Here is a 25,756-nt window from a genome sequence, read left to right as displayed (position 1 = left end):
ATGATAAATCAAATATATCCTGAAAGATAAAATCTATTTTAGTCTGCCCGTAAAGAACTGATCACAAGAGCTGCAACTCCCGCTGCGCCGATAACCGTAGCTCCTGCAACTACTCTCGCTTTCGATCTGTCTTTTACCGCTGCAACATTAGATTTTGGAATGATTACTACCGCACTGTCTTTTTTACCGGCTGTGCCTACAATTTTATCGCCGTCTATATTTCGGAATAACATTTTTTGTTTTGGAGAACCGTCTTTCATGGTCACTACATACATTCTTCCGGCTTCCAGATTAGAATAGTTATTCTTTGAAACATCTTCACTGTACTTGGTTGTAGCACAAGATGAAATAACAAATAAGGACGTTAGTAAAGATGATTTTAGAAGTACAGATGCTTTCATTATTATTTTTTAATTTTTCAAATTTATAATTTTTTTTGAATATACGTTTTTGGAATTGAAAAAATATGACTAAAATTTGTAGATTTCTAATAAATCAGCAATTTTTCTGTCGTTGGCCAGCCTTGGGATCTTATTTTGTCCGCCCAGCTTTCCCTGAGATTTGGCATATTCCTGAAATGCATTTTTCTTTAGCTTGCTGATGTGCAGTTTCTGTAAAATATTTCCGGAAATCAGGTCATCATAATACGTATTCCTTTTTCTTAGCTGATCATCGAGCTCATCCCTGAATGATTCCATGTCATCAGGTTGTTTTTCAAACTCTATCAGCCATTCGTGATAGGGAAGGCCTTCTGCAGGATTTACTTCAGGCGCCAGATGGAATTCTGTAATCTGGGCAGGGTGTTTCTCAAGGGCAGCCTTAAGAGCTTCTTCCACTTCAAAAGCAATAACATGTTCCCCAAAAGCTGAAGTGAAATGCTTTGTTCTTCCGCTTACCAAAATTCTATAAGGATTTTTATCAATAAATCTCACCACATCACCAATGGAGTAGGCCCACAAACCAGAATTTGTCGTCAGGATCAAAGCATAGTCTTTATTAAGCTCAACATCTTTTAGCGGCAATCTTCGGGCACCAGGTTTTCCATATTCTTCCAGAGGAATAAACTCATAGAAAATACCATGATTGGTTAAAAGAAGAAGTCCCTCTTTTGAATAATCATCCTGAAACGCAAAAAAACCTTCAGAGGCAGGAAAAGTTTGGATGATATCCACTTTTCCACCCAGTAAATCCTCCATTTTATCACGGTAAGGTTCATAATTTACACCGCCGGTTACAATAAGCTGTAAATTAGGAAACAGTTCTTTGATCTTTTTGCCATGCTTTTCGGTAAGTCTTTCAAAATACATAATTAACCATGGCGGGATTCCTGATATCAGAGTCATATCCTGCTTTTCAGTTTCCTCAACTATTTTTTCTACTTTCGTTTCCCAGTCTTCTATCACATTGGTTTCCCAGCTTGGAAGCCTGTTTTTTTGAAGGTAGTTGGGAATATGGTGGGCAACAATGCCGGATAATCTTCCTGTTTTTATTCCGAAAACCTCCTCCAGTTCAGGATTTCCCTGTAGAAAGATCATTTTTCCCTTAATGAAATCTGCATTATTTTTCTTGTGAATATAATGGAACAGTGCACTTTGTGCTCCGGCAATCTGAAAAGGCATTCCTTCTTTAGAAATCGGAATGTATTTTGAGCCGGATGTAGTTCCCGATGTCTTTGCAAAATATTCCGGAGTCTCGGTCCAGAGGATATTGGCCTGGCCTCTTTTTACCTTTTCTATATAAGGTTTCAGGTCTTCATAATCGGCAACAGGAACTCTTTTCTGGAACTCCTGGATTGAATGGATATTTTCGAAATCATGTTCTCTTCCAAAAAGGGTTTTCTTCGCCGTCTCTGTTAGAGATAACAATAGATTTTCCTGATTCTTTTCAGGGTTTTTTTTGAATTCCTCAGCTTTTTGAACATGTTTTTTTGCCCAAATAAGTGCTGCATTTTTCTTGAAGAAGTTTAACATGGGTCAAATTTATAAATAACTAAAGAATTTGCCGTCATTTTAATACAATATGCAAAAAAAAACCGATGAATGAGTATCATCGGTTCTTCGAAATTTGATTATGAAAATAACAACTATAAGTTGAGTTTATTTATTTGCTTTATACCTTTTGTCCGGAGTTCCGTCCTTTTTCAGGTGTTGGCTGTTTTTGTATCTTTTATCAGGAGTTCCGTCTTTTTTCAACTTAACTGCTGTGGGAGCTGCAGCTGGTTTAGCCTCTTTAGCTGGCGTCATTGTTGCAGCCTTAGCCGGTGCTTTTGTATGATGTGCAGCTACTTTTGGAGGAGCAGGAGTTGTTGTTGCCGGAGCAGTCTGTTGTGCTGTTGCAAGTCCTAATCCTAAGATCAATGACATTGCGGATAATAGTTTTTTCATAAGAATTAATGTTTGTTTTTCGTTACTCAAATGTATGCAAAAAGTAAGCTGAAAAATTGAATTTGAGAAACTTAACTAAAGTTTATTACAGATTAAAAAAAGCTTAAAGCTTGTACTGTAATAATAAAGCCTGCCTTCATCTAAGAAGGCAGGCTTTAAAAATTTATATCATGATCTTAACGTGTACAGTTTGCTGTCCATGTTTTACCGTCTTTGATAAATAAAATTTTCAATTCATTATTGTCAATTCTGATGTATGATGTGCCGGAAGATCCAATCATCACTAAGGTATGATCCCCTTGCTGTTCAAACTCCACTCCGTTAAGATCCGGAATGCTGTTAGAGAATGCAAAATTATACTTGGTTCCACTTGCGATTTTCGTTACAAATACACTTCCGTTATCGGTACTGATGTTGGTAGAGCCGCCATCTTTATAAGAGATAGTTCCCTTATAGGTTCCAGCGAAAAAATCATTGTTGGTAGGATCATCATCGTGGCTGCACGACGAAAAAGATAAAACGGCAAAAACTGCCAGCATACATACTCCTAAAATTTTAATTGCTTTTTTCATAATATTATTTCTTAAGTTGTTGTTAGAAGTGAATTTTCAAACACTGTGCCATGCGATATTTTCGGTATTTTTTTAACTTTCATTCACAAATTATAGTATAAAATTAAGATTTAAGGACTGGTTAAATAGTTGTTGTGAATTTTGAATAATCCGTAACGAAATCTGAAAGAAAAAAATATTCTTACCTTTGTGTAGTCAGAAACGGTTTCGGAAAACTCCCGAAATCGCTTTTGTCGTTTATACCATTACTATTTATGCAGTTAAAACCAATCAATGAAAAGTTTCTTCCGGATCTGCTACAAAGAGAATTTGGAAAAGAGATTTTTATGCAGCTGGAAAGCAGTCAGCACATTTCTGTAAGAGGAAGTGCCGGCTCTTCAGTTTCTATTTTTATAGCCGAACTTTTTTTAACCCAGAAAAAGACTATTCTGTACGTGGTTGATGATAAAGAAGAGGCCCTGTACGCCAATACGGAGATGGAAGACCTTCTCGGAAAAGACAAGGTTCTGTACTTCCCGGCAACACACCTTGAACCTTACCAGGTTGAAAAAACTCAAAATGCTAATCTTGTTTTACGAACCGAGGTTTTAAATAAAATAAATTCAGGAAGATCACCGAAAGTAATTGTAGCTTATGCAGGAGCTTTATCGGAGAAGGTCTTGAAAAAAGAAGATTTTAAAGCAATTTCCCATCAGATCAAAGTGGGAGACCAGCTTGATTTTGATTTTGTTGACGAATTGCTGAGCCATTACAATTTCCAGCAGACTGATTTTGTTTCCGAGCCGGGAGAATTTTCTGTGAGAGGAGGAATTGTAGACGTTTTTTCCTATTCGTATGAACGTCCGTACCGGATTACCTTCTTTGGGAATGAAGTTGAAAATATCAAAACCTTTGACATTGAAACACAACTTTCCATAGATAAGGTAAAAGAGTTTCAGTTGGTTTCCAATATGAATTTCTCGGTATCAGGAAGCCGGGTATCCTTATTGCAGCTGCTGCCGAAAGAAAGCTTCATTGTTTCTAAAAATGGAGTGATAGGCATGCAGAGAATTAAAACATTCTATGAAAAGTCATTAGAAAAATATGAGACGTTAAATAAAGATATTGCCCACAGACCTCCGAATGAACTTTTTATTTCCGATCAGGAATTTCTCTTTGATTATAAGAAATTTACAACTGTTGATTTCGGAAGCGTTTCTATTGATGGGATTAAGGAAATGGCTGAAATTAAAATTGAACAGATTCCCCAGCCGACTTTCCATAAAAATTTTGAACTGCTTATAGAAGATTTGGAAGAAAAGCAGACGGAAGGTTTTGATACATGGATTTCTTTTTCCACAGAAAAACAAAGAGAAAGGCTTGAATCTATTTTTGAAGAACTGGAACACCAGCTCCCGTTTAAAAGTTTCAAGTCTGAATTACATGAAGGATTTGTAGATAACGGGCACAAGCTTCTGGTATATACGGATCATCAGATTTTCGACCGGTATCAAAGGTATAAAGCCAAAAATAATTTTGCAAAATCTGAACAGCTGACCATGAAAGATCTGATGTCCCTGAAAGTGGGAGACTATATTGCCCATATCGACCATGGAATCGGAAAATTTATGGGATTAGTCAAGGTAAATAATGATGGTAAAATCCAGGAATGCTTTAAACTGACCTACAAAAACGGAGACTTATTATATGTAAGTATTCACTCGCTTCATAAAATTTCAAAATTCAACGGTCCGGACGGGAAAGAAGTTACCCTAAGCAAACTGGGATCTCCGGCCTGGAAATCATTAAAACAAAAAACGAAAGCAAAAGTAAAACAGATTGCTTTTGATCTTATACGGTTGTATGCGGAAAGAAAGACGGCAAAAGGGTTTGCCTTCACTCCGGATTCTTATCTGCAAAATGAACTGGAGGCAAGTTTTATTTATGAGGATACCCCGGATCAGGAAAAAGCAACTATTGACGTAAAAAAAGACATGGAAGCCGATACGGTCATGGACAGGTTGGTGTGCGGAGATGTAGGTTTTGGAAAAACCGAAGTCGCAGTACGTGCAGCCTTTAAAGCCGCCACTGACGGAAAGCAGGTCGCTATTCTGGTGCCGACTACGATTCTGGCGTTCCAGCATTACAGAAGTTTCAAAGAACGACTGAAAGATTTTCCTGTAACAGTTTCGTATGTCAACAGGTTCAGAACCGCAAAACAAAAGACAGAAACTTTAAATGCTTTAAAAGAGGGAAAAGTAGATATTATTATAGGTACGCATCAATTGGTAAGCAGCTCCGTGAAGTTTAAGGATTTAGGGTTACTGATCATTGATGAAGAACATAAATTTGGAGTTTCGGTAAAAGATAAGCTTAAAACATTGAAAAATAATGTAGATACGCTTACATTGACAGCTACTCCTATTCCGAGAACGCTGCAATTCTCCCTTATGGCGGCAAGGGATCTGTCGGTTATCAAAACACCACCACCCAACAGGCAGCCGGTTGATACCCAATTGGTAGGTTTTAATGAAGAAGTGATTCGGGATGCTGTTTCTTATGAGCTCCAAAGGGATGGACAAGTGTATTTTATCAATAACAGGATTGAAAATCTTAAAGATATTGCAGGGCTTATTCAAAGGCTGGTTCCGGATGCAAGAGTGATTACAGGGCATGGTCAGATGGAAGGGAAGCAGCTGGAAAAGAACGTTCTGGATTTCATGGAAGGGAAATATGATGTCCTCGTATCTACAACGATTGTTGAAAGCGGCGTGGACGTTCCTAATGCGAATACCATATTCATTAATGATGCCCAAAGATTTGGGATGGCAGATCTTCACCAGATGCGGGGTAGAGTAGGACGAAGCAATCGAAAGGCGTTTTGTTATCTGATCACTCCGCCATATGATATGATGACCTCCGATGCCAGAAAGCGTCTCGAGGCGATTGAACAGTTTTCCGATTTGGGAAGCGGTTTCCAGATTGCAATGAAAGACCTTGAAATTCGTGGTGCTGGTGATCTGCTGGGTGCTGAACAGAGCGGGTTCATCAATGAAATGGGATTTGAAACCTATCAGAAACTGATGCAGGAAGCTCTTGAGGAACTGAAAGATGATGAGGATTTCGAAAACCTGTTTGATAATGAAGAAGACCGACAGAAGCTTTTCAAATCTGTAAAAGATGTGAATATTGATACGGATCTTGAGCTCATGCTTCCAGATTCTTACATATCAAGTACCGAAGAAAGGCTGCTGCTTTATCAAAAACTGGCAGATATAGATAACGAACAAACGCTTCAGCTGTTTGAATCAGAATTAAAAGACCGTTTCGGTACTCTGCCCAAAGAAGCTGTTAACCTGTTAAAGAGTGTTGCCCTGAAATGGTTGGCATCAGAAATAGGTTTTGAGAAAATTGTTATGAAAAACGGTGTATTTTTAGGATATTTCCCGGGCAATCCGCAGGATAAGTTCTATCAGACAGACCGGTTCAGACATATTATCAGCTATTTAACTCAGAATCCTGCCGAGGCTCAGCTTAAGGAAAAAGTAGGGAAGGAAGGAAATCAACTGATGATGAGGAAAGAGAAGGTGAAAAATGTAGATGAGGTAAATATCTTGTTGAAAGCTATCATTGGACATGACTGAAAATAATCACTAATTTTTTTGACCTTATTATTCACATAAAAAAAATCTAAAATACCTGGTACTTTTAGATTTTTTTTATTTTTTCTCTTACGAAATGTCTTTTTACCTTTCTTTTTTGGGTGTGAATTTCTAATCATTTTCCCCATGAATAGTATATTTTTCATGATTTTTATCAAAAAATAGGAATTTTTCTAGATTGAAAATTTAAGTCACTAATTACGGATAAACGGTGCCTGTGGGTGCTACAAGTCACTTTTTAATGAGAAAAATAAAGCTGTTAACCTTGATGTAGTCAATGTTTTGAAGGATTCATTTTTTATTAATTATTATAAAAAAACATTTAAAAAATACAATAAGTCTACTTTTTTATGAGTGAATTAAATGTCGTAATTCGCTTATTGTTATTGGTTTATACGGTTGTTTGCTGGTTTTTTGTATGGGGAATTTGTACCTTTGCAGCCCTTTATATGAAAAAATCAATGTATTGCTGTTTAGCTGGGCTGTTATCGCTTTATGCTAACGCGCAGGTGGGAATAGGGACTAGTTCACCCAATTCTACTCTCGATGTAAACGGGAAAACCACCTTAAGAAAAGAACTTAGAGTAGGCGGTACTTCAACCTCGGCAGGTAATGCCGGATTAAATGGTCAGGTTTTGGTTTCACAAGGAGAAGGACTACCTCCTGTTTGGAAGTCATTAAATCTTTCCTTTATGGAAGAAGGACAATACAAATTAATCAATTCGTATTTATCATCAGACCAGGTGGGCATCACCACTCTTTCCAGCAACGTAGCAGGAGATACCATTTATAAAAATAATGTTGGTGACGATATAACCGATACCAGTAAAGGAAAGTGGGTAGAGATTCCAGGGCTTGAAAATAATTTTACAATCAAAAACGGAAAAAACAGACTGACCTATCAGTTCCAGACAGGCGTTGAAATGAAAGCTCCGGTTGCGACAACTTCCCAGAATATTGGATTTGCATGTGGGGTTTTCAGAAACGGAAAGCTTGTGGCTGTACGTCCGGATAAAATCGCTTCCAATAATAATACGGATAAAGAAGGAATCCAGGATTATATCTTCACACTTAGTTATACAGAGCAAAATGTGCCTGTAGGAGCTCAGAAAGTGAAACTTGCATGCAGAAAGATAGACACATCCAATGTGTTATCCCAGTTTGCAATAGGACGTAATGTGTCCAATACCAATACGGTTTCCAATGCATTTACCCTTGAGTCTGTTATGAAAATAGACGTTATTGAATACGTAACCTACCAAGCCAATTAATAGTGATGAAAAAATTATTATCGACTCTGCTTTTTTCAGCGGGGCTTATATTATCTGCACAAATAGGAATAAAAACGGAAAGTCCAAAAGCAAAACTGGATGTGAATGGTGATGTGAATTTCAGAAATAAGATCGTGGTACTTAACACTACAGATAATACCCTTTTTCAGGGAAATAATGACCAGCTTTTGGTTTCTCAGGGGGAAGGATATCCGCCAACATGGAAAACACTCCGTATTCCCGAATATGAAACCAATAAATTTTATTTAATATTTAATAACTCTTTTTCAAATAAGACGGGACTTAAATTTACCAGCACGGAACAATCTGCGATCACTTCACGATCTACAACGTTTGCAAAAGGCAATGATATCAGTGCATTTTCAGGGTTTAAAAAAATTGAAGGATTGTCACCTACTATTAAAGTTTTCAGTGCGGAAAGTAAAACGTATTTCCAGTTTGAAACAGTAGTTCAGGCTACCTTTCCTGCCAATACTTCTCCCGATATATCCATTGATTATGCCTGCGGTATTTTCGTGGATGATAAATTAGTTAATCTGAGACAAAGAAACCTGAAAGCGAGCAGTGCCTCAAGTACATTTATCACCCATAATCAGATTGGGGTGGTTTCCAATCTTTCTACAGGCGAGCATGTAATAAGTGTGGCGTGTTCAAGATTAAAATCATATAATACAACGAATGATGTTGTATTGGCTATCGGAATTAATGCAAGTGACAATATTAATGACTTTATTACTCAGTCTTCTCTGAAAGTGGACGTGTATGAAATTCCACAGGTCTTTAATTCTATTACAAACTAAATCAAATCATGAAAAAAATATTTTTTGTAACATCTTTATTACTGGCTGTTTTTGCTCATGCCCAAGTGGGTGTTAATACATCAGCTCCGGTTAATATGCTGGATGTAAATGGAGATCTCAATGTAAGAAAAGAAATCAGAACCGGAGGAACCAATCTGTTGAAAGGTTCCGCAGGTACAGCAGGGATGATGCTGCATAACAATACAGATCTTGCCGCGAATGATTGGAAAAGTGTAAAAATTGCTGACGGACAGGGAAGTATGGCTATGTATTCTATAAATTCTGTATCGGATAAAATAGGAGCTGTTTTTAATAATGGGAATGGTTCTACAAGCCCTTATACTGAAGGAACTTCGCTGGGAAGCACATGGACCGTGCTTACGGGGAATACAGATACTTTTTCTATTACCAATGCTACCAATAAAGTAGTGTTCAGCTTTCAGACAACGGCTCAGAAGACCGGAAATACAACGTCTTCTTCAGGTTTTGCCTGCGGTATTTTTGTGGATAATGCGCTCAGAGCAGTGAGAACTGATGTGCTGCTGGGTGATGAAGGAACCTATAAGATTTTTAATCTTAATGCAACGCTTACCAATCTGGCTCCTAAAAACAATTACAGTGTGAAAGTAGCCTGTACAAAGCGAAATCTAAACTCAGGAACACTGGGAATTGGAACGGCAGTGAATTCTACATTCCTAAATAGTGAGATGTCACAGTCTGTGTTAACAACTTCTGTTTTGCAACCGTATTAATTTCATAATAAAATAGAATTGAAAATCTAAAAATGATATGTTTTTAGATTTTTTTTTGTTTAAAAAATTAAATAATTGCGATTTGTTTAAAAAAATGAATGTTCTGAAAAAAAAATAAATTATATTTGGAGCGACTAAAAATCTAAATTCTACATGGGAAAAAACTATCTTCTTAAAATACTTGCTGGAATACTTTTCGGGTTTATGATTTCTTGTGATAATACAACGTCAGACCCTGTGGAATCCGGCGGTTCAGGTGGAAATGGTACTACACCTCAAGACTCCAGAGTGTTGGATAAGATTACTGTTAATAATGCTGTACAGGAAGAATATATCACAACAAATACAGGTATTTTACAAAAAGCTACTGTAAAAGATGATAATACGGCTGGTGCTACATTAACAGGTGCATTAACCTATACCAGCAATAAAATAATCTCCAATATAAAATTTACGGGAACTGCGACAGGCAGTATTGATTATGATTTCAATGTTATTCTTGACAGTAACGGAAGAGTATACAGTACATCATGTGTGGCTACAGCCCCTACGGTACCCAATTCCTATATAAGCGATTTTGTATACACCTATGATGCAACAGGAAAGCTTACAAAAGTAGTGGAAAAGAGAAAAGTAGGAGGAATGACCACTTATACAGTCTTTACACAGACTGTGCTTAACTATGTGGGAGATAATATTTCTCAGGCAGTTTGGTCAAAAGGAGTTGTAGACGGAACCGGTGCTCCGAATATGGCGACCGCAACCACTAATATCTATAATTTTCAGAATTATGATATGAGAAAAAGCCCGTATAGTACGCTGCCTAAAGCATTCTTTGTGGTATGGAGCTTGATTCGTCCACAGAATTTTTATACGATTTCTCCGAACAACCCTACATCAATGTACTTCATGTATCCGTCTCCGACGCCTGCTGTAAGTATTCCTAAGTCCTATATGTATGATTCTCAAAGTTATCCAACTTCAGATCAAACTCAAACAGTAAAGTATACATACAAAACTTTATAAGCACTAATACATTATTAGTTTTACTAGAATATAAATAAAAATATAATTTTTATGCAAAAAAAAATTATATTTGTGGAAATATAAACAATCACCTGGAAATGAAACAACTTTTCTACTTTATCTTATTATTAGCAGGTTTCTCTTCGGTACATTCTTGCAAGGATTTATTGGATGATGACGGAAATCCTTTAGTGGATTTGAACAATACCGGAGGCTTAATAGGTCCAAGAGCTCTGTATAGAGAGATTACAGATGCAGATACCATAGCAGAATACCAATACAACGGACTTCTTCTATCAAAAGTTCTTTCAAGCGGTGTTGCAGCAGGAAAACCGAAATCAATCACTGATATCATGTACAGTGGAGATAAAGTAAGCAAAATCAATTTTAACGGTTTCCTTGATCTTGATGATAATGGTATTATCGATACAGACAGCGTTTCTTATACGCAGTTATTTACCTATGGAAACATCGGAAGATTAGAAACGATTTCTGAAAACCGTTCTATTTACAGAAGGCCACCAGCTCTTCCAGGTATGCCGCCGAATCCAATGGCATTATTGAGAAAGTCTAAAACATTGTACAGCTTAGAATATAATACGGCAACTGCCAAACTGGAAACCATTACCATGAGAAACGGTCCTGATGCTTCAGGAATTCCATTTGCGTATACCGACTATTCAAAAACTACGTATACGTATTTAGGAGATAATATTGCCAGAGCAGAAAGAAATTACGGTCCTATGACAGGAGGCGTATTTGGAACCGCTACAGAAAGATATGGATATGATTTTAGCAGTTATGATACTCAAATCAGTCCGTTTACCTTATTGCCAACGGCTTATAAGATCTCAAGACTTTTATCTACAGAAAGAAATGATGTGGAAAGTTTCATCCTTTCTCCAAACAGTCCGAAAAGACTTTCTGTTTCAGATCTTACATTGCCTATTCCGGCGCCTGTTATTCAGACAACGAATTATTCATATGATCCTCAGACCTACATGACTAAAGGATTGGGTGTAAATTATATTTATAAACCTTTATAGGAAACAATTTTTAATAATATTTAAACTCAATCTTTCTAAGGTTGAGTTTTTTATTTTTTATCTCTTAATTTTGCAAAAAATTTCTCATGAAATATTTAATAGTGGGCTTAGGAAACAAAGGCCCCGAATACGAAAATACAAGACACAATATAGGCTTTAAAGTCGCTGAAAAAGTAGCAGAGACGTTGGAAGCTTCATTTAATACCACCAATTTCGGATGGATGGCAGAAGGCAAATACAAAGGAAGAAAAGTGTTTGTCCTGAAACCGGATACCTATATGAATCTTTCAGGAAATGCCGTGAAATTCTGGATGCAGAAAGAAAATATTCCGCTTGAAAATGTACTTATTGTTACAGACGATTTAGTACTGCCTTTCGGAACATTAAGAATGAAAATGAAAGGTTCTGATGCGGGACATAACGGACTCAAAAGTGTTAATGAAATGCTTCAGACTCAAAATTATGCGAGACTCCGTTTTGGAATCTCTGCTGATTTTTCTGAAGGAAGACAGGTCGATTATGTACTGGGTACCTGGAATGAAGAGGAATCGGAAAAACTGTCTGAAAGAATCGATAAATTTTCGAAAGCCTGCTTATCATTTGTTTTTGCTGGAATCAATAATACCATGTCTGCTTTTAACGGGAAGTAATTTTCAGTTAAATATTAATAGACAGAGCCATTTTGAATTAAAATAATTATCATAAAAGGCCATCGGATCTCGATGGCCTTTATATTACACTTTAAAAAATCAATTTCCAATCTAACTATTAAAATGTTTTTTAGGTATGTGTAATAAAAATATGCAGATTGTTATCTCTTACAGCCAGGTTACAACTCCGGTTTCAACATCGTAATTAGCTCCAATTATTTTGATTTTACCTTCGTTTTCAAGATTTTTAAGTGTTGAACTTTGTGCCCGGATATCTTCGATTGCACTTTTTACGTTTTGCTGATTCAGTCTTTCCAGAAGCGCAGCGTTTTTTGATGAACGTTCTTCGCCTTCTTCAATGATATTTTCGATAATTGGGTCGAAATGATTAATCAAATGGTTTAGATTATCCATTCCCATTTTTTGGATTTGTGCTGCATCCAGACCACCTTTTAATGCACCGCATTTAGTGTGTCCTAAAACTACAACAAGCTTTGAACCAGCAACGTTACAACCAAATTCCATTGATCCTAGAATATCTTGATTTATAAAATTACCAGCAATTCTAATGCTGAAAATATCTCCCAATCCCTGATCGAAAATAAGTTCTGCAGATGTACGACTGTCTATACAACTTAAAATTACGGCAAAAGGCCATTGGCCTTCACGTGTTGCATTTACTTGTCCTAAAAGATCTCTGTTTGCCTTTAGATTATTTACAAATCTTTGATTTCCGTCCTTTAAAAAATCTAATGCTTTTTCAGGAGTAATGGTAGATTGAGTTTCGTGTGTATGTGCTTTCATATGATTTATTTATTTTTAAAATTAAAAAATTATTGTAATACGCTTACATTGCTCTTTTGTGGGTAATCACGATATGAGAATCCTGATCTGTTTCATAATCTTTATATGATGTTTTGAAGCCCATAAGCTCCACATTGATGTCTTCCTCTTTTGCACGGATATTAGCAAAATCCTGGATCATTTCCAATACATCAGTCGCAATATACGAAGTTCCGGAGGCATCAATAACTATAGTAGAATTAGGTTTTATGTTTTTTAACGTCTTTTTGATTGCTGCTTTATTCAAGAACGAAACTTCTTCGGCAAGTTTCATCTTAATCCCATCGGCACCATCCAGTTTTTCCTTACTCAGATAATAAGCCCGTTTCATATTTCCCTGAAGGATGTAGAACACAGAAATCGCCAGTCCAATCCCCACTCCTTTTAAAAGATCGGTTGCCACTACAGCCACTACTGTTGCAACAAAGGGAATAAACTGAAATTTCCCAAGATCCCAAAAATGTTTGAAGGTAACTGGTTTTGCTAATTTATATCCTACCAAAATCAATACTGCGGCAAGGGTTGCCAGCGGTATTAAATTTAAAATGAAAGGAATGGTAAGTACACAAACCAATAATAGGAAGCCGTGAATCATTGCGGACATCTTGGAAGTGGCACCCGCATTGGCATTCGCAGAACTTCTTACTACTACAGAAGTCATCGGAAGTCCTCCAATGAATGAACTGATGAGGTTTCCTATTCCCTGAGCTCTAAGCTCGAGATTGGTATCTGTAATTCTTCTCTGCTGATCAAGCCTGTCTGAAGCCTCAATACAAAGCAGGGTTTCAATAGAGGCCACAATGGCGATGGTTGCCCCTATAATCCAGACTTTAGGATTCGTAAATCCATTAAAATCAGGCATCGTAATAAGGTTTTTAAAATCATCAAGCGATTGCGGTACAGGCAGGGAAACAAGATGCTGGGTTCCGATAGCCAGTGAACTTCCGGATAACTTAAAAGCTTCGTTCAATGCAATACCTGCAACCACTGCGACTAAAGCTCCCGGCAGCATTTTCATTCTTCTGAGTGAAGGTACCTTGTCCCAAATGATAAGGATGGTCACTGAAACTACAGTCACAAGGATGGCACCCGGATGTACGGCACCAAATAATTCAGTGAAATAATTGAAATTTAATCCTTTATCAAAAATAGATTCGTGTCCCTCGTAATCCTGATCAAATCCCAATGCATGAGGTATTTGTTTTAAAATAATAATGATTCCGATGGCGGCGAGCATTCCTTCAATCACGTTATTTGGAAAATAATTGGAGATGCTTCCGGCTCTTATAAATCCTAAGATCAATTGGATAAGACCGGCGATAATACCGGCACAAAGGAAGAGTTCAAAAGCTCCGAGATCTGTAATAGCTGTTAAAACAATAGCCGTTAAACCTGCTGCCGGCCCCGATACTGAAATGTTTGAATTACTTAGAGATCCTACAACCAGTCCTCCCACAATACCGGCAATTACGCCTGATAATGGAGGGGCTCCGGATGCTAAGGCGATTCCTAAACATAAAGGCAGAGCCACTAAGAATACAACGAGCCCTGAAGGGAAATTCTCCTTGATTCCTCCTAATAAAGATGTTTTTTTCATGATGTCTTTGAAAAATACTATAGTATAATCGACTGATTTATCCTAAAATAATCAATTATAAAAGATTGGAAATTAATTTTAAAGCATGTGAATCCGATATCAAATATTGATATGAATAATAATGAATAGGTGTGCTAAAAATTAAGCTTCCGGAGGCGGAGAAAATATAGTGAGTAAAGGTGACAGATGAAAGTTGTCATCTATCAACACAAAAGACCTTCCTTTTGGATCAGGCTCGAAAAACTTTAGGTAATCGAATACATCTAAGGTTTTTGGAAGTGTCTTTTCGTAAACAGTAAAAGAGGATGGATGAGAATGCGGTTCTTCTTCATTGACTATGGTATTGGTTCTAAGGATATCCCAACCCGCTACCGCAGCAATGCTTGGCAGTGCAGTAAAGTTTAGGAAAACCGTCAATACAATAATACTCCAGAATTTCATGTTACATTCTTTTTTAGAAAAACTATGTAGTCTTTCTGCTCATTACCCAGTCAGAACTTGTAAGGTTATAGATTTTTTGGATGTCCTTCAGTATTTTTTCGAAGTCAATCTCTAAATCAATAATTTTACCGGTTCTAAGGTCAAATACCCAACCATGTACAACAGGATACTCTTCTAAAATGTATCTTTCCTGCACGCAGGCCATTTTGATTACGTTAATGCACTGTTCCTGAACATTCAGTTCTACCAGTTTATCATAACGCTTACCTTCATCTTCAATAGAATCTAATTCCGCCTGATGCAATCTGTAAACGTCACGGATGTTTCTCAACCAAGGATTCAATAATCCTAAATCCTGAGGAGTCATCGCTGCTTTTACACCCCCGCAGTTGTAATGTCCGCAAACAATAATGTGTTTTACTTTAAGATGTTCTACAGCATACTGAATAACCGCTGTGGAACTCATATCTAAAGTGTTGACTACATTAGCAATGTTTCTGTGAACAAATACTTCTCCGGGTTTTGCTCCCATCAATTCTTCTGCTGTAGCTCTGCTGTCTGAACATCCGATGTATAAAAACTCCGGAGTTTGAGTTTTAGCCAGTTCACTGAAGAAATTTGGGTCTTGAGCAATTTTAGATTCTACCCATTTCCTGTTGTTTTCGAAAATAACTTCGTACGATTGTGACATAATTTAAATTTAAAAAAAGATTATATTATTTATTTCGTTTAAATTATTTTCAAATTCAATAGACTGAATCAATAATTATGCAAAAATATAATTTTTGACGAAATGCCAATCATTTTTAACAAAGTTTAATATAGAAATATGTTTAAAATCATATGGAAAATCCGCTATATAAGTATAAATCGGATGTTTTCATATTGATTTTTCAGATTTCAATAATAATATCAATGGTAAAAAAGCAGTATAAAATTACAAAGTATAAATTATAAAATGCATGAATCAAATTAAAATATTCTTAATAGTGTAAAAAAACCGTCTCAATCTGTATTGAGACGGTTTATACGTTTAACAGCTTAGTAATATCGTATTTTATATTGTATTATTAATGTAGGCTTCTGTTGCTCTTTCTGTGGGATAAATCGTCCCTGGGTTACCCATGACTACAGAATTGGCGGGTACATCAAAATTAACATATGAATTGGGAGCAATTAAAACATTATTTCCAATAGTGATGCCGCCTACGATTACCGCATTGGAGCCAATCCATACTTCATCACTGATCGTCGGAAAGCCCTGTAATTTACCCCGGTTTTGCTGACCGATGGTAACCCCTTGTGCAATATTGCAGTTTTTCCCGATTTTAGCGTTAGGATTGATCACTAAACTTCCCCAGTGTCCTAAGTAAAAACCTTCCCCAATTTCGGTTTCGGGATAAATCTGATAGCCGTATTTAATTTGGTAATGTCTGAGAATAAATTTCCAGAATATCCCTAAAACAGGCTTTCTGTTATACTGTTGGGCTTTTCTCAATATAAAAATAAAATGCAGGTTCGGATTGATGCATTTTTTCAAAATTTCAAATGAAGAAAGCCATCTGCCGCTTTCCCTGTAAAAATCTTTCTGTATTACTGTGTGCTCTGGCATGATAGAAATATTTAGAGTCCGTCAATAATTTCCTGTAGATGTGCTACGGATTTTTGCAGGACAAAAGGAAGGTCTGCCGCTGCGATTTCTTTTTCATATTGTGCAGACAGACTTTTGTCGGTAAGAAACTTTTTCATTCCATCGTAGATTCCATCCTCTGAGTTGGGCGTAATAATTCCTAATTTACCTTCCTGAAGAAGATCTCTTATCCCTGAAACATCTGTAGATACAATAGGTTTATTTAAAATTAATGCTTCTGCGATAATGGTTGGAAAACCTTCATGTCTGGAAGACATTACATAAAAATCTGCTTTTTTCAGATAAGGATATGGATTGCTTCTGAAGCCCAGCATTTTTACCGTATCCTGAAGACTCAACTGATCCAGTTTCGCATGGATATTTACATAATCAAAACCATCACCAATGATGATGATCTGGTGCCGAAGACCTTCGTCAATCAGTTTTTTATGGACGTCCAGAAGTCTGTCATATCCTTTCTGCGGATAAACCGTTCCAATGGTAATGAAAGTAGGGATGTCATTGGAAAAAGGATAATCATCGATTGCTGTATTCGCTTTCTGTAACGTATCTGCTTTGTCAATTGGGTTGAAAATTTTAATGACGGCATGTTTTTCACGGTCATTCTGGGCCAGTTTCTGCATTTCTTCTTTCAGTTTATTGGAAATGACCAATATTCTGTCAAATTTGAAGAGCTGCCTGATTACATCGGGTGTAAATTCTTTCAGGTTAAAGATGTCATTTTGAATCCAGATGATCTTTTTTGATTCTTTTTGAGGACTTGATAATAGTTCTCTGTACATTCCGTGGATTGCAGCGATCTCAACATCATATTTTTTATTTTTTAAAACAAAACGATATAAGAGAAAAGGGAACCAGAGAAACATCTTTTGATACAGTACTCTGAATATTTTTACAGGGATCTCATGAGGCTTGTTGGTGGTAATCATTTCGCCTTTCAGCAGATGATACATATTGACCCATGATGGAACTTCTTTGATGTACATCCCTGTATAAAGGTTGATCAGCAGATCTACTTCATATTTATCTTCCGGGAGATTTTTCAGGAAATTAACAAGGACTTTTTCTGCACCTCCATGGCGCAGCGACCCTATTCTGATCAGTATTTTCTTCTTTTTCAGCATACAGTTGATCAATTACTTTTTGAGTAAATAAATTTTTGTTCAGGAATTGTGTTTATTTTATTCTTCTGGCTTTTTTGAATTTATAAGGCAGGTTAGCCTTTACATATTCATCCAGCTTTTTTCTGTCTTTTTCCAGTTCGCGGGGATATTCCGGATTGTTTTTTAAAACAATATCGCCATAGTCTTCAATTGTGCAAAGGAACTGAGCCGGATTTCCTATGAAAACCGTATTGTCGGGCATCGATTGTGATAATACCGAATTAGCACCTAAGATACAATTATTGCCGATTTGTACATCCTGCATAATGACACAATTGATGCCAATGGTACAGTTGTTTCCGATCTTTATTCTTCCAAAAATTCTCGCATCCTCATACCCGGGAAGTCTTCTCAGAAGAGTAGTGGTTCCCCCATGATTTACAAAACGTACACCTGCTGCAATATTCACATGATCGCCGATCTCAATAAGGTAAGGTTCTGTTCCAAAATACACTTTATCAGGCATATTGAAACTCTTTCCAACCTTCATTCCTCTGTGTTTTGCCGCTTCAAGGCTAGCTTTGTTCAGGAGGGAGTGGTAGAGAGAATATATTTTTAAAAGGATTCTAAAAATAAATATTTTCATTATCGTACATTTGTTTTTTACTTTTGCAAAGAAAAAGAATTTATATGATAAAAATTTCCAAAATAGAATATTATTTGCCTGAGCTGGTTCTTACCAATGAGGATTTGGAAAAAGAATTTCCCGAATGGAGTTCCGAAAGGATCGAAGAAAAAATAGGGATCACACAGCGTCACATCTCTGCTGATAATGAGACCGTATTGGATCTCGCTGTACAATCTTCAGAAAAGCTTTTCGAGAATTATGACAGAAACAAAGTAGACTTTATTCTGTTCTGTACTCAGAGTCCGGAGTACTTCCTGCCGACTACCGCTTGTATTTTACAGGATAAGCTTGGATTAAGAAAGAATATCGGGGCCATAGACTTTAATTTAGGATGTTCCGGTTTTGTGTACGGATTAGCTTTTGCTAAAGGGCTTATTGCCACGGGCATCGCTAAAAGTGTTTTACTGGTTACTTCAGAAACTTACACAAAACATCTTAATCCAAAAGATAAAGCAAACCGGAGTATATTCGGAGATGCATCGGCCTCAACCATTATTGAAAAGGCAGAAAATGCGAAAGGGTATGAATTTTGCCTCGGTACGGACGGAAGTGGTGCGGAAAACCTTATCGTGAAAAAGGGTGCTTTTAAAACTGATTTTGAATTAAACCCTAATAACGAATTTGGAGCGGAAGATCTTTACATGAATGGGCCTGAAATTTTTAATTTTACGATTGAAAATATTCCGGGACTTATCAAAGAAACATTGGCAGTAAATAATCTGACCATGGATGATATCGACCATTTTGTTTTCCATCAGGCCAATTCTTTCATGCTGAATTATTTACGGAAAAAGGCAAAAATACCAGCAGAAAAGTTTTATATTGACATGGCAAAAACAGGAAATACCGTTTCTGCAACCATTCCAATTGCCCTGAAAAATATGATGGATAAAGGAATGTTGAAAGAAGGAGATAGAATTTTAATGGCCGGGTTTGGCGTTGGGTATTCCTGGGGAGCTACCATATTGGAAATTTAATTTTAAAATCATAAAGTATATGAAAACATCCGTTTTTTTAGAGAAATTACAAGAAGAATTAGAAGAAGATCAAACGCTGACGCTTGAGACTAACCTTAAAGAATTAGAAAGTTACGATTCAATAAGCTTGCTTTCTGTCATTGCATTTGTAGATGAAAACTTCAACAAAAAAATTGATACGAAACATTTTAAAGATATTGAAACCGTTTCAGATTTAGCAGACATTATCGGGAAAGAAAATTTTGAAGACTAATGAGTTCTTTTTCCTTACAAGATAAAACTATTCTTATAACAGGCGCTTCTTCCGGTATCGGGAGAAGCTGTTCTGTTGAATGCAGCAACAACGGAGCTGCCGCCCTCATCCTTATCGCAAGAAACGAAGAGGAACTGCAGAAAACAGTAATGATGCTGGCTCCTGCTACCAAAGTTGAAACCATTATTGCAGATATTACCCATTGTGAAAACCTCGAAGAGCTGATTGCTGAGAAAGTTGATATTGTGGGGAAAATTTCAGGTTTCATTCATTGTGCGGGTATTGAAAAAACGCTTCCGCTTAAGAAACATACTCCGCAATTGTACAATGACATTTTTGCAGTTAACGTTATTTCAGGATTTGAAATCGCTAAAATTCTTTCGCTGAAAAAATATAAAAACGAAAAATCTAGTTTTGTTTTTATCTCTTCTGTTGCAGGAATGGTAGGGGAAATTGGGAAGACAGCGTATTCTGCCAGTAAAGGCGCTGTAGTTTCCGGAGCAAGATCTTTGGCCATGGAACTTTCCAGAAGTAACATCCGGGTCAACAGTGTAAGTCCTGCTATGGTAAATACTCCCATTTTGGAAAAAATGTTTGATAATATTGGAGAAGAGGCCTCTCAGGAAATTCTCAAAAAACATCCGCTGGGAATTGGTGAGCCGGAAGATGTGGCGAATGCATGTGTCTTTTTACTTTCGGATGCTGCAAAGTGGGTGACGGGTTCCAATCTCGTGATCGATGGCGGATATTCTGCCCAATAAAAATATTTTCTACAAAGTTTTTTCGAGTCTTATTGATTTTTAATAGTCATCCCTATCTATTCAGATCTGTATTTTTCTGAATACTTATGTTGGGCTATTAGACAAGATAAATCATAAACATTTCACGGTTAAGATTTGTGAAATGTTTATGATCTTATGATTAAATTTACTCTTCTAATTTGTTATAATCAGAGCCTACCATATTTAAATTCAAATATCTGTTTTTCTCATTTTTGTAATGCTGTGGTTCTTCCAGACCCATATATTTCATAATAAGAGGGTAGATGTAGGTGGTTTGGGTCTGCTTTGTATTGTGGCCCACCGTTCTGTAGATTTCAGGTACCTTATCACCATACCATACGAAAAACGGCACCTGCGTAGATTCTTTAGAGTCAACATGTAATAATTTATTGTCTTTCATTTTAAGTCCGTGATCTGACGCATAAATCACAACAGAATTGGTGTTCTTAAGGGTGCTGAAAATATCTTTCATCACAAAGTCTGTATACTTTATAGAACTGTCATAACAGTCTAAATCTGCAGAATTCCAGTTGGCAGGTAATCTGTTGCATGGATTTGGGTGGCTTCCCATAATATGGAGTACAATAAATTTGTCATTCTTCTGACGAATTACATTTTTTAATTCCGGGATAATAGCTTCATCATACCCATTTACCCATTTTTTATTTTTAGCCATTGAGGCTATTGCTGTGATTCCTTTGGCACTCGCCTGGGTACTGATCCAAAATGTATTATAAGAGCTTTGGTTAGCCAGATTAATGATATTATATGACAATTTACTGTAGTTATATCTGAATTCGTCCGGATCTATGCTTGAAAGCATTAAAGGAACACTTAGGTTGGTGATTCCGGCAGGAGATACAGCGTTGTCAAATATCAGCATATTATTAGCCTGCAGGTCTGTATATGGCGTTGTTTTTTTGTTATATCCATATAATGACATATTCTGTTTTCTTTCCGATTCTCCGATAATCAGGATTACATTTTCTATTCCGGGCTGGATCTTTTTTATATTGAAAACAGGAACATTTTTCTTAATAAGATTAATGTCTTCCTGAATTCTCAATGCAGTACTGAAGTCTGAAAAATGATAATAAACGCTTTTGATCATTTTTCCGCCCCCTTTATTGCTTACATATTTGTGTTTAAGATGAAAAGTGATTGGCATTAGCAGCCACAGCAGGGCGATGATACTAAATTTAATATTAAACGTAACTACATTTTTTCTAAGATAATTTACGGAATATAGGACCATTCCCGTAAAGACAATAAACAAAATGCCTGGCAGAATAAACATATAAGACATGCTCAATGCTTCATTTACATTGGATTCCAGAATACTGATTGCCATTCCGACATTGAATCCCGAATGATATACAAAAAAGCATGAGACAGAGATGAGGAAATTAAGACCTAAGATCAGAATTAAAAGTACTCCTATGACGGAAGTGTATTTGTTTTTAAAAAGAAGGGCATTGAAGACTAGAAAAGAGCAGAACATAATCCCATATTCGAAAAAATTTCTGATGCTGTCTAATTTTTCTGGTCCGAATAAATTGTCGTAAATGTAAGGGAATGAAAGTAAAAAGCCTGTTAGATATATGATGAGGGTGAGAACAAGAATAATTTTTTTTGCCATGAGTGAATGAAATTGTTTATTTTAATATGTATTTATCATGCAATTTTTTCAAGACCTTGTAGATGATTTTATGAAAACCTGAGTGATCTATTGCTGGGAAATAATTAATACGATATTAGTTTGTTTACATTGTTTTTTGGTTATTAATATGGGGTGGTTTTTAGCAACTTTTTTCTATTATACAAAAGGCGATGGTATGAATTTTTTTATCGCTACAAATTCACTATCAACTTGTTGATATTTAGTTTTTTTAAGCTGGAATAAGTGTTTTTTACATACTTCTGTTGCGTATGATAAAAAGAGAAGCTATGTGTTAATAATAACAACTAATAAGTAGAAGGAATTATTTTTCATCAAAATTATTATATTAAAATTTAATAATGGTTGTGGGTTGTGTTTTTTAATTTAATCTTAAGTTTTTTTCAGAATAAATCATCGTTATCCTATTTATTCAGGTCCAAAAAGAAAAATAATGGGATTTTACTGATATATTTCTTTTTGTTATTTCATAATTAAATAGTAATTTCTTTGACAAAAATATATGAAATAACATTTAAATCCAAGGGGAAATTTCTTTTATGTCGTATAAGGCACTTCAATTTTACGGTTAATGTAATTGTCTATCCTGTTTTTTTACAACTGAAACAGACGGCGATTGTTCATGATAAGATAATCTAGAACGACATTAAAGTTAACATTATAATCGGAACTCATCAAAATATTTTCATTATATTGATTTTTATTTCAAGAGAATTGATTTATAGCGCGTTAGCTTAATGTTTTTTTGCCATATTTATAATTAGCCCTTAGGTTGAAAGTTTCCTGTATGGTCAAAATAGTAACCTTTCCCGATCGGGATTTCAGAATAATTTCAACATCATATTTTTATCTTGAAAAAATCAATCGGAAAAGGAGCGGGATTCTTTATTTTTTGCAAAGATCTTCTATCACATTTTCTACTGCATCGAATATCTTTTTATTATCAAACTGGCTTTCAATATTTTTAAGATTTTCTTTAATTCCATGAACGAGTTCCGCGTTTGTAAGAAATGCCTTCATCGATTCATACATTTCGTCAATCTCATAGCTGATAAGAACGCCTGTCTCTTTGTCTCTGATCATCATTCCTATGTCTCCTACATTCGTTGCTATAATAGGTTTCTGAAGAACCAATGCTTCAGCAATAACCAGCGGCCATGCTTCAGACTCAGATGGCAGAATAAAATAATCTGCGTTTTTGATGTAAGGATAAGGATTCATCTGATTTCCGACTAAAATAAAAGTTTTCTCTACATTATTTTTAATTGCCTGGTTGGTTAGGTTATTCATTTCCCCTCCATCGCCTACGATAATAATGGTGTGATGAAATCCTTCATCGATGAGTCTTTTATGTGCCTCAATGAGTTTATGGTATCCTTTTCTGGTATGAAGGCGGCCAATGGAAACAAAAACTTTTCCTTCCGGGAAGTTTTCCAGCTTTTCTGCAGCTTTTTTCTTGATTTCCTCAATGGGAATAGGATTGATAATCACACTTTCAGGTGGATATTTCAGGTCCGGATAGTATTGGTGCATCATATCCTTTATTTTGTGTGAACAGTACACCATATGGTCGAATTGTGGAAAGCTTTTTAAAATTCCCGGAACCAGAGGCTGAAATTCGGGAACATTCACTTCTGAGTGATACCAGCCTATTTTTTTTGAATTCTTGTTCGTTGAATGCAAAATGGCATCATAATCTCTATAATCCATCCCGATTTCTACATCAAAAGTATCATCGATCATACGATCTGCAATAGCCGGATTATTTTTTAATTTTTTCAGACGTATCCTTCGTGCGACGAGTTGCAGTTTTTGTAGGAAAGGATTGGTGGAAAAATCTTCTTTTCCATCGGTAAGGTATAGGGTTCTAACGTGTTGAGGGATTTCGTTGCGCAGTTTACCTTGATTGAGTGTTAAACACACCGTCATTTCAAATTTATTAGGATCGAGATTGTTAAGAAGTCCCAGAAGAACTTTTTCTACGCCTCCCATTTCCATAGAACGGTGTCGGAACAAAATTTTTATTTTTTTTTCTAACATTATCCGAAGATTGATTGTAAAGTAATTTTTATTTTTTTCTTGATCCTGAAGGGTATTTCATTTTGGTAATTCAATAAACTAAATATCTCCTGAGAATCTGTATAATTTTCAGGGATCTTTTTGCCGTTTATCATATTCAGGCCTCTTCGTTTCATTGTGTTAAAGATCACCTGAGCAAAATACTCATGGGATCTTTTTTTATTTTCGTTTTGGGAGATTCCTCCCTGATGTGTTCTGTAAAGGTAATTGGTTTCATTAATGAACTGTACTTTCCCTTTTTCATACATTTTTAAATATAAATCCTGATCTTCCCCTATTCGCAGAGTAGAGTTCATCTTTTCAGTTTGCTCATAAATATCCTTTCTAAAGGCAACAAAATGGGCAATCTGAATAGGATAATTAAAAAAATAAGGGTCATTATTGGGAACCTGTCTTGCTGAGGCAAATGGTGAAATAGACTTAAGGTGTTGGTCACAGGTCATGAATCTTGAATAAGTAAGAACAACCTCGCTTTTTGAGTGAAAAATATCCATGCACTTTTGAACGGCGGTAGGAGTAATAGCATCATCAGGATCTAAAAAGCCGCATACTTCTCCTGTTGCCAGTTCAATGAGCTTACTTTTAGTTACTCCCACACCGGAATTTTTTTCATTCTCAAAAAATTTGAATCTTTTATCGGTTGAAATGATTTCTTGTATGATCTTTTTTTCGTCTGTTGACGATGCATCATCTAAAATGATAGCTTCCCAGTCTGTGTATGTTTGCTTCAGTATGCTTTCAAAACAGTCCTTGAAAAAAAGCGCATTATTATAATGGGCAATAAGGATGGAAAACTTCATTTATTGTTCTTTAAAAATTAATTCTTGTTTGTTGACTACTCTGGTATTTGCGGGAACATCTTTATAAATACAGCATCCTGCCCCTATGATGCAGTTATCACCTATAGTTACGCCTTTTAAAACGGTAACATTACTTCCGAGCCAGCAGTTCTTTCCAATCTTTATGGGAGCAGTTGTAAAATCAGAGGGAAATAATTTGTATTCCGGCGATGTTTGGTAGGTGTGGTTATGATCATATAATTTTACATTCTCCCCAAATAACGTATTATCGCCTATTGAAATATGGTCAAGGCAATTGATAGAACAGAAATTATTCATGAAAAAATTATTTCCCAGCTCCAAACTGGCATTCTTTTGCACAAGAATATGTACAAAATTCCGGAAGCTGACAGAATCACCAATACTTATTTTTTTTAAATGGTCGTGTAAGATGAAATAGTTGTTATTGCCCAATTTTATTTCCTTGAAGAAAACATTAGGATGTTGCTTGAGAAGGGAAATTTGGCTCTTTCTCTGGAGTTTTGCAAAAATTTCATAAAACATATTTACTTTTTTTCACATTTGTAGTTCGCAAAGATAATTTGTTTTACAGAATTATAATAATTAAATCTTACTTTTGTGCCTTAAAATTAACACTTTAAACAAAATATGACTGTCGTGAAATCATACCGGAGTTGCTTGAAAAACTCAGAAAAGATAAA

General features: G+C 36.0%; 25 protein-coding genes. 10 read left to right on the top strand and 15 right to left on the bottom strand.

The features are described from left to right. Positions 1-38: 38 nt before the first annotated feature. From IW15_RS00645 to IW15_RS00630, 4 genes are all read right to left on the bottom strand, one after another. The gene (locus IW15_RS00645; protein ID WP_034708445.1) at positions 39-401 is read right to left on the bottom strand and encodes a hypothetical protein; all 363 of its coding nucleotides are present in this window, start codon (positions 399-401) and stop codon (positions 39-41) included. A gap of 69 nt (positions 402-470) precedes the next feature. After that, complete coding sequence (locus IW15_RS00640) at positions 471-1,970, bottom strand: GH3 auxin-responsive promoter family protein (RefSeq protein ID WP_034708442.1); 1,500 nt, start codon at positions 1,968-1,970, stop codon at positions 471-473. A 126-nt stretch (positions 1,971-2,096) separates the two neighbouring features. Continuing rightward, a complete protein-coding gene (locus IW15_RS00635; RefSeq protein WP_034708441.1) occupies positions 2,097-2,384 on the bottom strand; it encodes a hypothetical protein in 288 nt (95 codons plus the stop codon). A 176-nt stretch (positions 2,385-2,560) separates the two neighbouring features. Then, positions 2,561-2,956: a hypothetical protein gene (locus tag IW15_RS00630; protein WP_034708439.1), complete on the bottom strand. Its 396-nt coding sequence runs from the start codon at positions 2,954-2,956 to the stop codon at positions 2,561-2,563. A 254-nt stretch (positions 2,957-3,210) separates the two neighbouring features. Between IW15_RS00630 and mfd the strand changes: the two genes are divergently transcribed. From mfd to pth, 7 genes are all read left to right on the top strand, one after another. After that, positions 3,211-6,579, top strand: a complete 3,369-nt coding sequence (gene mfd / locus IW15_RS00625; protein WP_034708437.1) for a transcription-repair coupling factor — start codon at positions 3,211-3,213, stop codon at positions 6,577-6,579. Positions 6,580-7,058: 479 nt separating this feature from the next. After that, positions 7,059-7,868 carry a hypothetical protein gene (locus IW15_RS00620; RefSeq protein ID WP_228384286.1) on the top strand — a complete coding sequence of 270 codons (810 nt, stop codon included), beginning with the start codon at positions 7,059-7,061 and terminating at the stop codon, positions 7,866-7,868. Between the two features lie 5 nt (positions 7,869-7,873). Continuing rightward, a complete protein-coding gene (locus IW15_RS00615; protein WP_034708432.1) occupies positions 7,874-8,689 on the top strand; it encodes a hypothetical protein in 816 nt (271 codons plus the stop codon). 8 nt (positions 8,690-8,697) lie between these two features. Further along, the gene (locus IW15_RS00610; RefSeq protein ID WP_034708430.1) at positions 8,698-9,441 is read left to right on the top strand and encodes a hypothetical protein; all 744 of its coding nucleotides are present in this window, start codon (positions 8,698-8,700) and stop codon (positions 9,439-9,441) included. A 153-nt stretch (positions 9,442-9,594) separates the two neighbouring features. Further along, entirely contained in the window at positions 9,595-10,467 is an 873-nt protein-coding gene (locus IW15_RS00605) for a hypothetical protein (protein WP_034708427.1), read from the top strand. Between the two features lie 98 nt (positions 10,468-10,565). Then, complete coding sequence (locus IW15_RS00600) at positions 10,566-11,513, top strand: hypothetical protein (protein WP_034708425.1); 948 nt, start codon at positions 10,566-10,568, stop codon at positions 11,511-11,513. A gap of 86 nt (positions 11,514-11,599) precedes the next feature. After that, positions 11,600-12,163, top strand: a complete 564-nt coding sequence (gene pth, locus IW15_RS00595) for an aminoacyl-tRNA hydrolase (protein WP_034708423.1) — start codon at positions 11,600-11,602, stop codon at positions 12,161-12,163. Between the two features lie 168 nt (positions 12,164-12,331). Here pth and IW15_RS00590 read toward each other — a convergent pair whose 3' ends face one another. From IW15_RS00590 to IW15_RS00560, 7 genes are all read right to left on the bottom strand, one after another. Next, positions 12,332-12,967 (bottom strand): carbonic anhydrase, encoded by a 636-nt coding sequence (locus IW15_RS00590; RefSeq protein ID WP_034708421.1) that lies wholly within the window; start codon positions 12,965-12,967, stop codon positions 12,332-12,334. 43 nt (positions 12,968-13,010) lie between these two features. Continuing rightward, a complete protein-coding gene (locus IW15_RS00585; protein WP_034708420.1) occupies positions 13,011-14,603 on the bottom strand; it encodes a SulP family inorganic anion transporter in 1,593 nt (530 codons plus the stop codon). A gap of 141 nt (positions 14,604-14,744) precedes the next feature. Next, positions 14,745-15,044, bottom strand: coding sequence for a hypothetical protein (locus IW15_RS00580; protein WP_034708419.1), 300 nt, complete (start codon positions 15,042-15,044; stop codon positions 14,745-14,747). Positions 15,045-15,066: 22 nt separating this feature from the next. Beyond that, positions 15,067-15,735: a carbonic anhydrase gene (locus IW15_RS00575; protein WP_034708417.1), complete on the bottom strand. Its 669-nt coding sequence runs from the start codon at positions 15,733-15,735 to the stop codon at positions 15,067-15,069. A 366-nt stretch (positions 15,736-16,101) separates the two neighbouring features. Beyond that, a complete protein-coding gene (locus tag IW15_RS00570; protein WP_034708414.1) occupies positions 16,102-16,656 on the bottom strand; it encodes a serine acetyltransferase in 555 nt (184 codons plus the stop codon). An 11-nt stretch (positions 16,657-16,667) separates the two neighbouring features. Beyond that, on the bottom strand, positions 16,668-17,819 hold the full coding sequence (locus IW15_RS00565) for a glycosyltransferase (protein WP_034708412.1): 1,152 nt from the start codon (positions 17,817-17,819) through the stop codon (positions 16,668-16,670). A gap of 52 nt (positions 17,820-17,871) precedes the next feature. Then, complete coding sequence (locus IW15_RS00560) at positions 17,872-18,444, bottom strand: acyltransferase (protein ID WP_034708409.1); 573 nt, start codon at positions 18,442-18,444, stop codon at positions 17,872-17,874. A 44-nt stretch (positions 18,445-18,488) separates the two neighbouring features. On the opposite strand from IW15_RS00560, the gene IW15_RS00555 reads away from it, so the two are divergent. From IW15_RS00555 to IW15_RS00545, 3 genes are read left to right on the top strand one after another with little or no spacing between them, the layout of a single operon-like run. Next, positions 18,489-19,463, top strand: coding sequence for a ketoacyl-ACP synthase III (locus IW15_RS00555; protein WP_034708406.1), 975 nt, complete (start codon positions 18,489-18,491; stop codon positions 19,461-19,463). A 19-nt stretch (positions 19,464-19,482) separates the two neighbouring features. Beyond that, positions 19,483-19,716: a phosphopantetheine-binding protein gene (locus tag IW15_RS00550; RefSeq protein ID WP_034708403.1), complete on the top strand. Its 234-nt coding sequence runs from the start codon at positions 19,483-19,485 to the stop codon at positions 19,714-19,716. After that, positions 19,716-20,477 (top strand): SDR family NAD(P)-dependent oxidoreductase, encoded by a 762-nt coding sequence (locus IW15_RS00545; protein ID WP_034708401.1) that lies wholly within the window; start codon positions 19,716-19,718, stop codon positions 20,475-20,477. The genes IW15_RS00550 and IW15_RS00545 overlap by 1 nt, the downstream gene beginning before the upstream one ends. 166 nt (positions 20,478-20,643) lie before the next feature. Here IW15_RS00545 and IW15_RS00540 read toward each other — a convergent pair whose 3' ends face one another. From IW15_RS00540 to IW15_RS00525, 4 genes are all read right to left on the bottom strand, one after another. After that, positions 20,644-22,137: a phosphoethanolamine transferase gene (locus IW15_RS00540; RefSeq protein ID WP_051881666.1), complete on the bottom strand. Its 1,494-nt coding sequence runs from the start codon at positions 22,135-22,137 to the stop codon at positions 20,644-20,646. A 924-nt stretch (positions 22,138-23,061) separates the two neighbouring features. After that, positions 23,062-24,216 carry a glycosyltransferase gene (locus IW15_RS00535; protein ID WP_034708398.1) on the bottom strand — a complete coding sequence of 385 codons (1,155 nt, stop codon included), beginning with the start codon at positions 24,214-24,216 and terminating at the stop codon, positions 23,062-23,064. Next, the gene (locus IW15_RS00530) at positions 24,216-25,055 is read right to left on the bottom strand and encodes a glycosyltransferase family 2 protein (RefSeq protein WP_034708396.1); all 840 of its coding nucleotides are present in this window, start codon (positions 25,053-25,055) and stop codon (positions 24,216-24,218) included. Before IW15_RS00530 ends, IW15_RS00535 begins: the two co-directional genes overlap by 1 nt. Then, entirely contained in the window at positions 25,056-25,598 is a 543-nt protein-coding gene (locus IW15_RS00525; RefSeq protein WP_034708394.1) for an acyltransferase, read from the bottom strand. Positions 25,599-25,756: the final 158 nt, after the last annotated feature.

This window comes from Chryseobacterium soli (assembly GCF_000737705.1).
Lineage (GTDB): Bacteria > Bacteroidota > Bacteroidia > Flavobacteriales > Weeksellaceae > Chryseobacterium > Chryseobacterium soli.
This window is presented reverse-complemented; position numbering and strand designations above follow the sequence as displayed.

Bases quoted from the DNA above. Each gene is read 5' to 3' on its own strand.
- IW15_RS00645 (WP_034708445.1), bottom strand. From the start codon at position 401: ATGAAAGCATCTGTACTTCTAAAATCATCTTTACTAACGTCCTTATTT.
- IW15_RS00640 (WP_034708442.1), bottom strand. From the start codon at position 1,970: ATGTTAAACTTCTTCAAGAAAAATGCAGCACTTATTTGGGCAAAAAAA.
- IW15_RS00635 (WP_034708441.1), bottom strand. From the start codon at position 2,384: ATGAAAAAACTATTATCCGCAATGTCATTGATCTTAGGATTAGGACTT.
- IW15_RS00630 (WP_034708439.1), bottom strand. From the start codon at position 2,956: ATGAAAAAAGCAATTAAAATTTTAGGAGTATGTATGCTGGCAGTTTTT.
- mfd (WP_034708437.1), top strand. From the start codon at position 3,211: ATGCAGTTAAAACCAATCAATGAAAAGTTTCTTCCGGATCTGCTACAA.
- IW15_RS00620 (WP_228384286.1), top strand. From the start codon at position 7,059: ATGTATTGCTGTTTAGCTGGGCTGTTATCGCTTTATGCTAACGCGCAG.
- IW15_RS00615 (WP_034708432.1), top strand. From the start codon at position 7,874: ATGAAAAAATTATTATCGACTCTGCTTTTTTCAGCGGGGCTTATATTA.
- IW15_RS00610 (WP_034708430.1), top strand. From the start codon at position 8,698: ATGAAAAAAATATTTTTTGTAACATCTTTATTACTGGCTGTTTTTGCT.
- IW15_RS00605 (WP_034708427.1), top strand. From the start codon at position 9,595: ATGGGAAAAAACTATCTTCTTAAAATACTTGCTGGAATACTTTTCGGG.
- IW15_RS00600 (WP_034708425.1), top strand. From the start codon at position 10,566: ATGAAACAACTTTTCTACTTTATCTTATTATTAGCAGGTTTCTCTTCG.
- pth (WP_034708423.1), top strand. From the start codon at position 11,600: ATGAAATATTTAATAGTGGGCTTAGGAAACAAAGGCCCCGAATACGAA.
- IW15_RS00590 (WP_034708421.1), bottom strand. From the start codon at position 12,967: ATGAAAGCACATACACACGAAACTCAATCTACCATTACTCCTGAAAAA.
- IW15_RS00585 (WP_034708420.1), bottom strand. From the start codon at position 14,603: ATGAAAAAAACATCTTTATTAGGAGGAATCAAGGAGAATTTCCCTTCA.
- IW15_RS00580 (WP_034708419.1), bottom strand. From the start codon at position 15,044: ATGAAATTCTGGAGTATTATTGTATTGACGGTTTTCCTAAACTTTACT.
- IW15_RS00575 (WP_034708417.1), bottom strand. From the start codon at position 15,735: ATGTCACAATCGTACGAAGTTATTTTCGAAAACAACAGGAAATGGGTA.
- IW15_RS00570 (WP_034708414.1), bottom strand. From the start codon at position 16,656: ATGCCAGAGCACACAGTAATACAGAAAGATTTTTACAGGGAAAGCGGC.
- IW15_RS00565 (WP_034708412.1), bottom strand. From the start codon at position 17,819: ATGCTGAAAAAGAAGAAAATACTGATCAGAATAGGGTCGCTGCGCCAT.
- IW15_RS00560 (WP_034708409.1), bottom strand. From the start codon at position 18,444: ATGAAAATATTTATTTTTAGAATCCTTTTAAAAATATATTCTCTCTAC.
- IW15_RS00555 (WP_034708406.1), top strand. From the start codon at position 18,489: ATGATAAAAATTTCCAAAATAGAATATTATTTGCCTGAGCTGGTTCTT.
- IW15_RS00550 (WP_034708403.1), top strand. From the start codon at position 19,483: ATGAAAACATCCGTTTTTTTAGAGAAATTACAAGAAGAATTAGAAGAA.
- IW15_RS00545 (WP_034708401.1), top strand. From the start codon at position 19,716: ATGAGTTCTTTTTCCTTACAAGATAAAACTATTCTTATAACAGGCGCT.
- IW15_RS00540 (WP_051881666.1), bottom strand. From the start codon at position 22,137: ATGGCAAAAAAAATTATTCTTGTTCTCACCCTCATCATATATCTAACA.
- IW15_RS00535 (WP_034708398.1), bottom strand. From the start codon at position 24,216: ATGTTAGAAAAAAAAATAAAAATTTTGTTCCGACACCGTTCTATGGAA.
- IW15_RS00530 (WP_034708396.1), bottom strand. From the start codon at position 25,055: ATGAAGTTTTCCATCCTTATTGCCCATTATAATAATGCGCTTTTTTTC.
- IW15_RS00525 (WP_034708394.1), bottom strand. From the start codon at position 25,598: ATGTTTTATGAAATTTTTGCAAAACTCCAGAGAAAGAGCCAAATTTCC.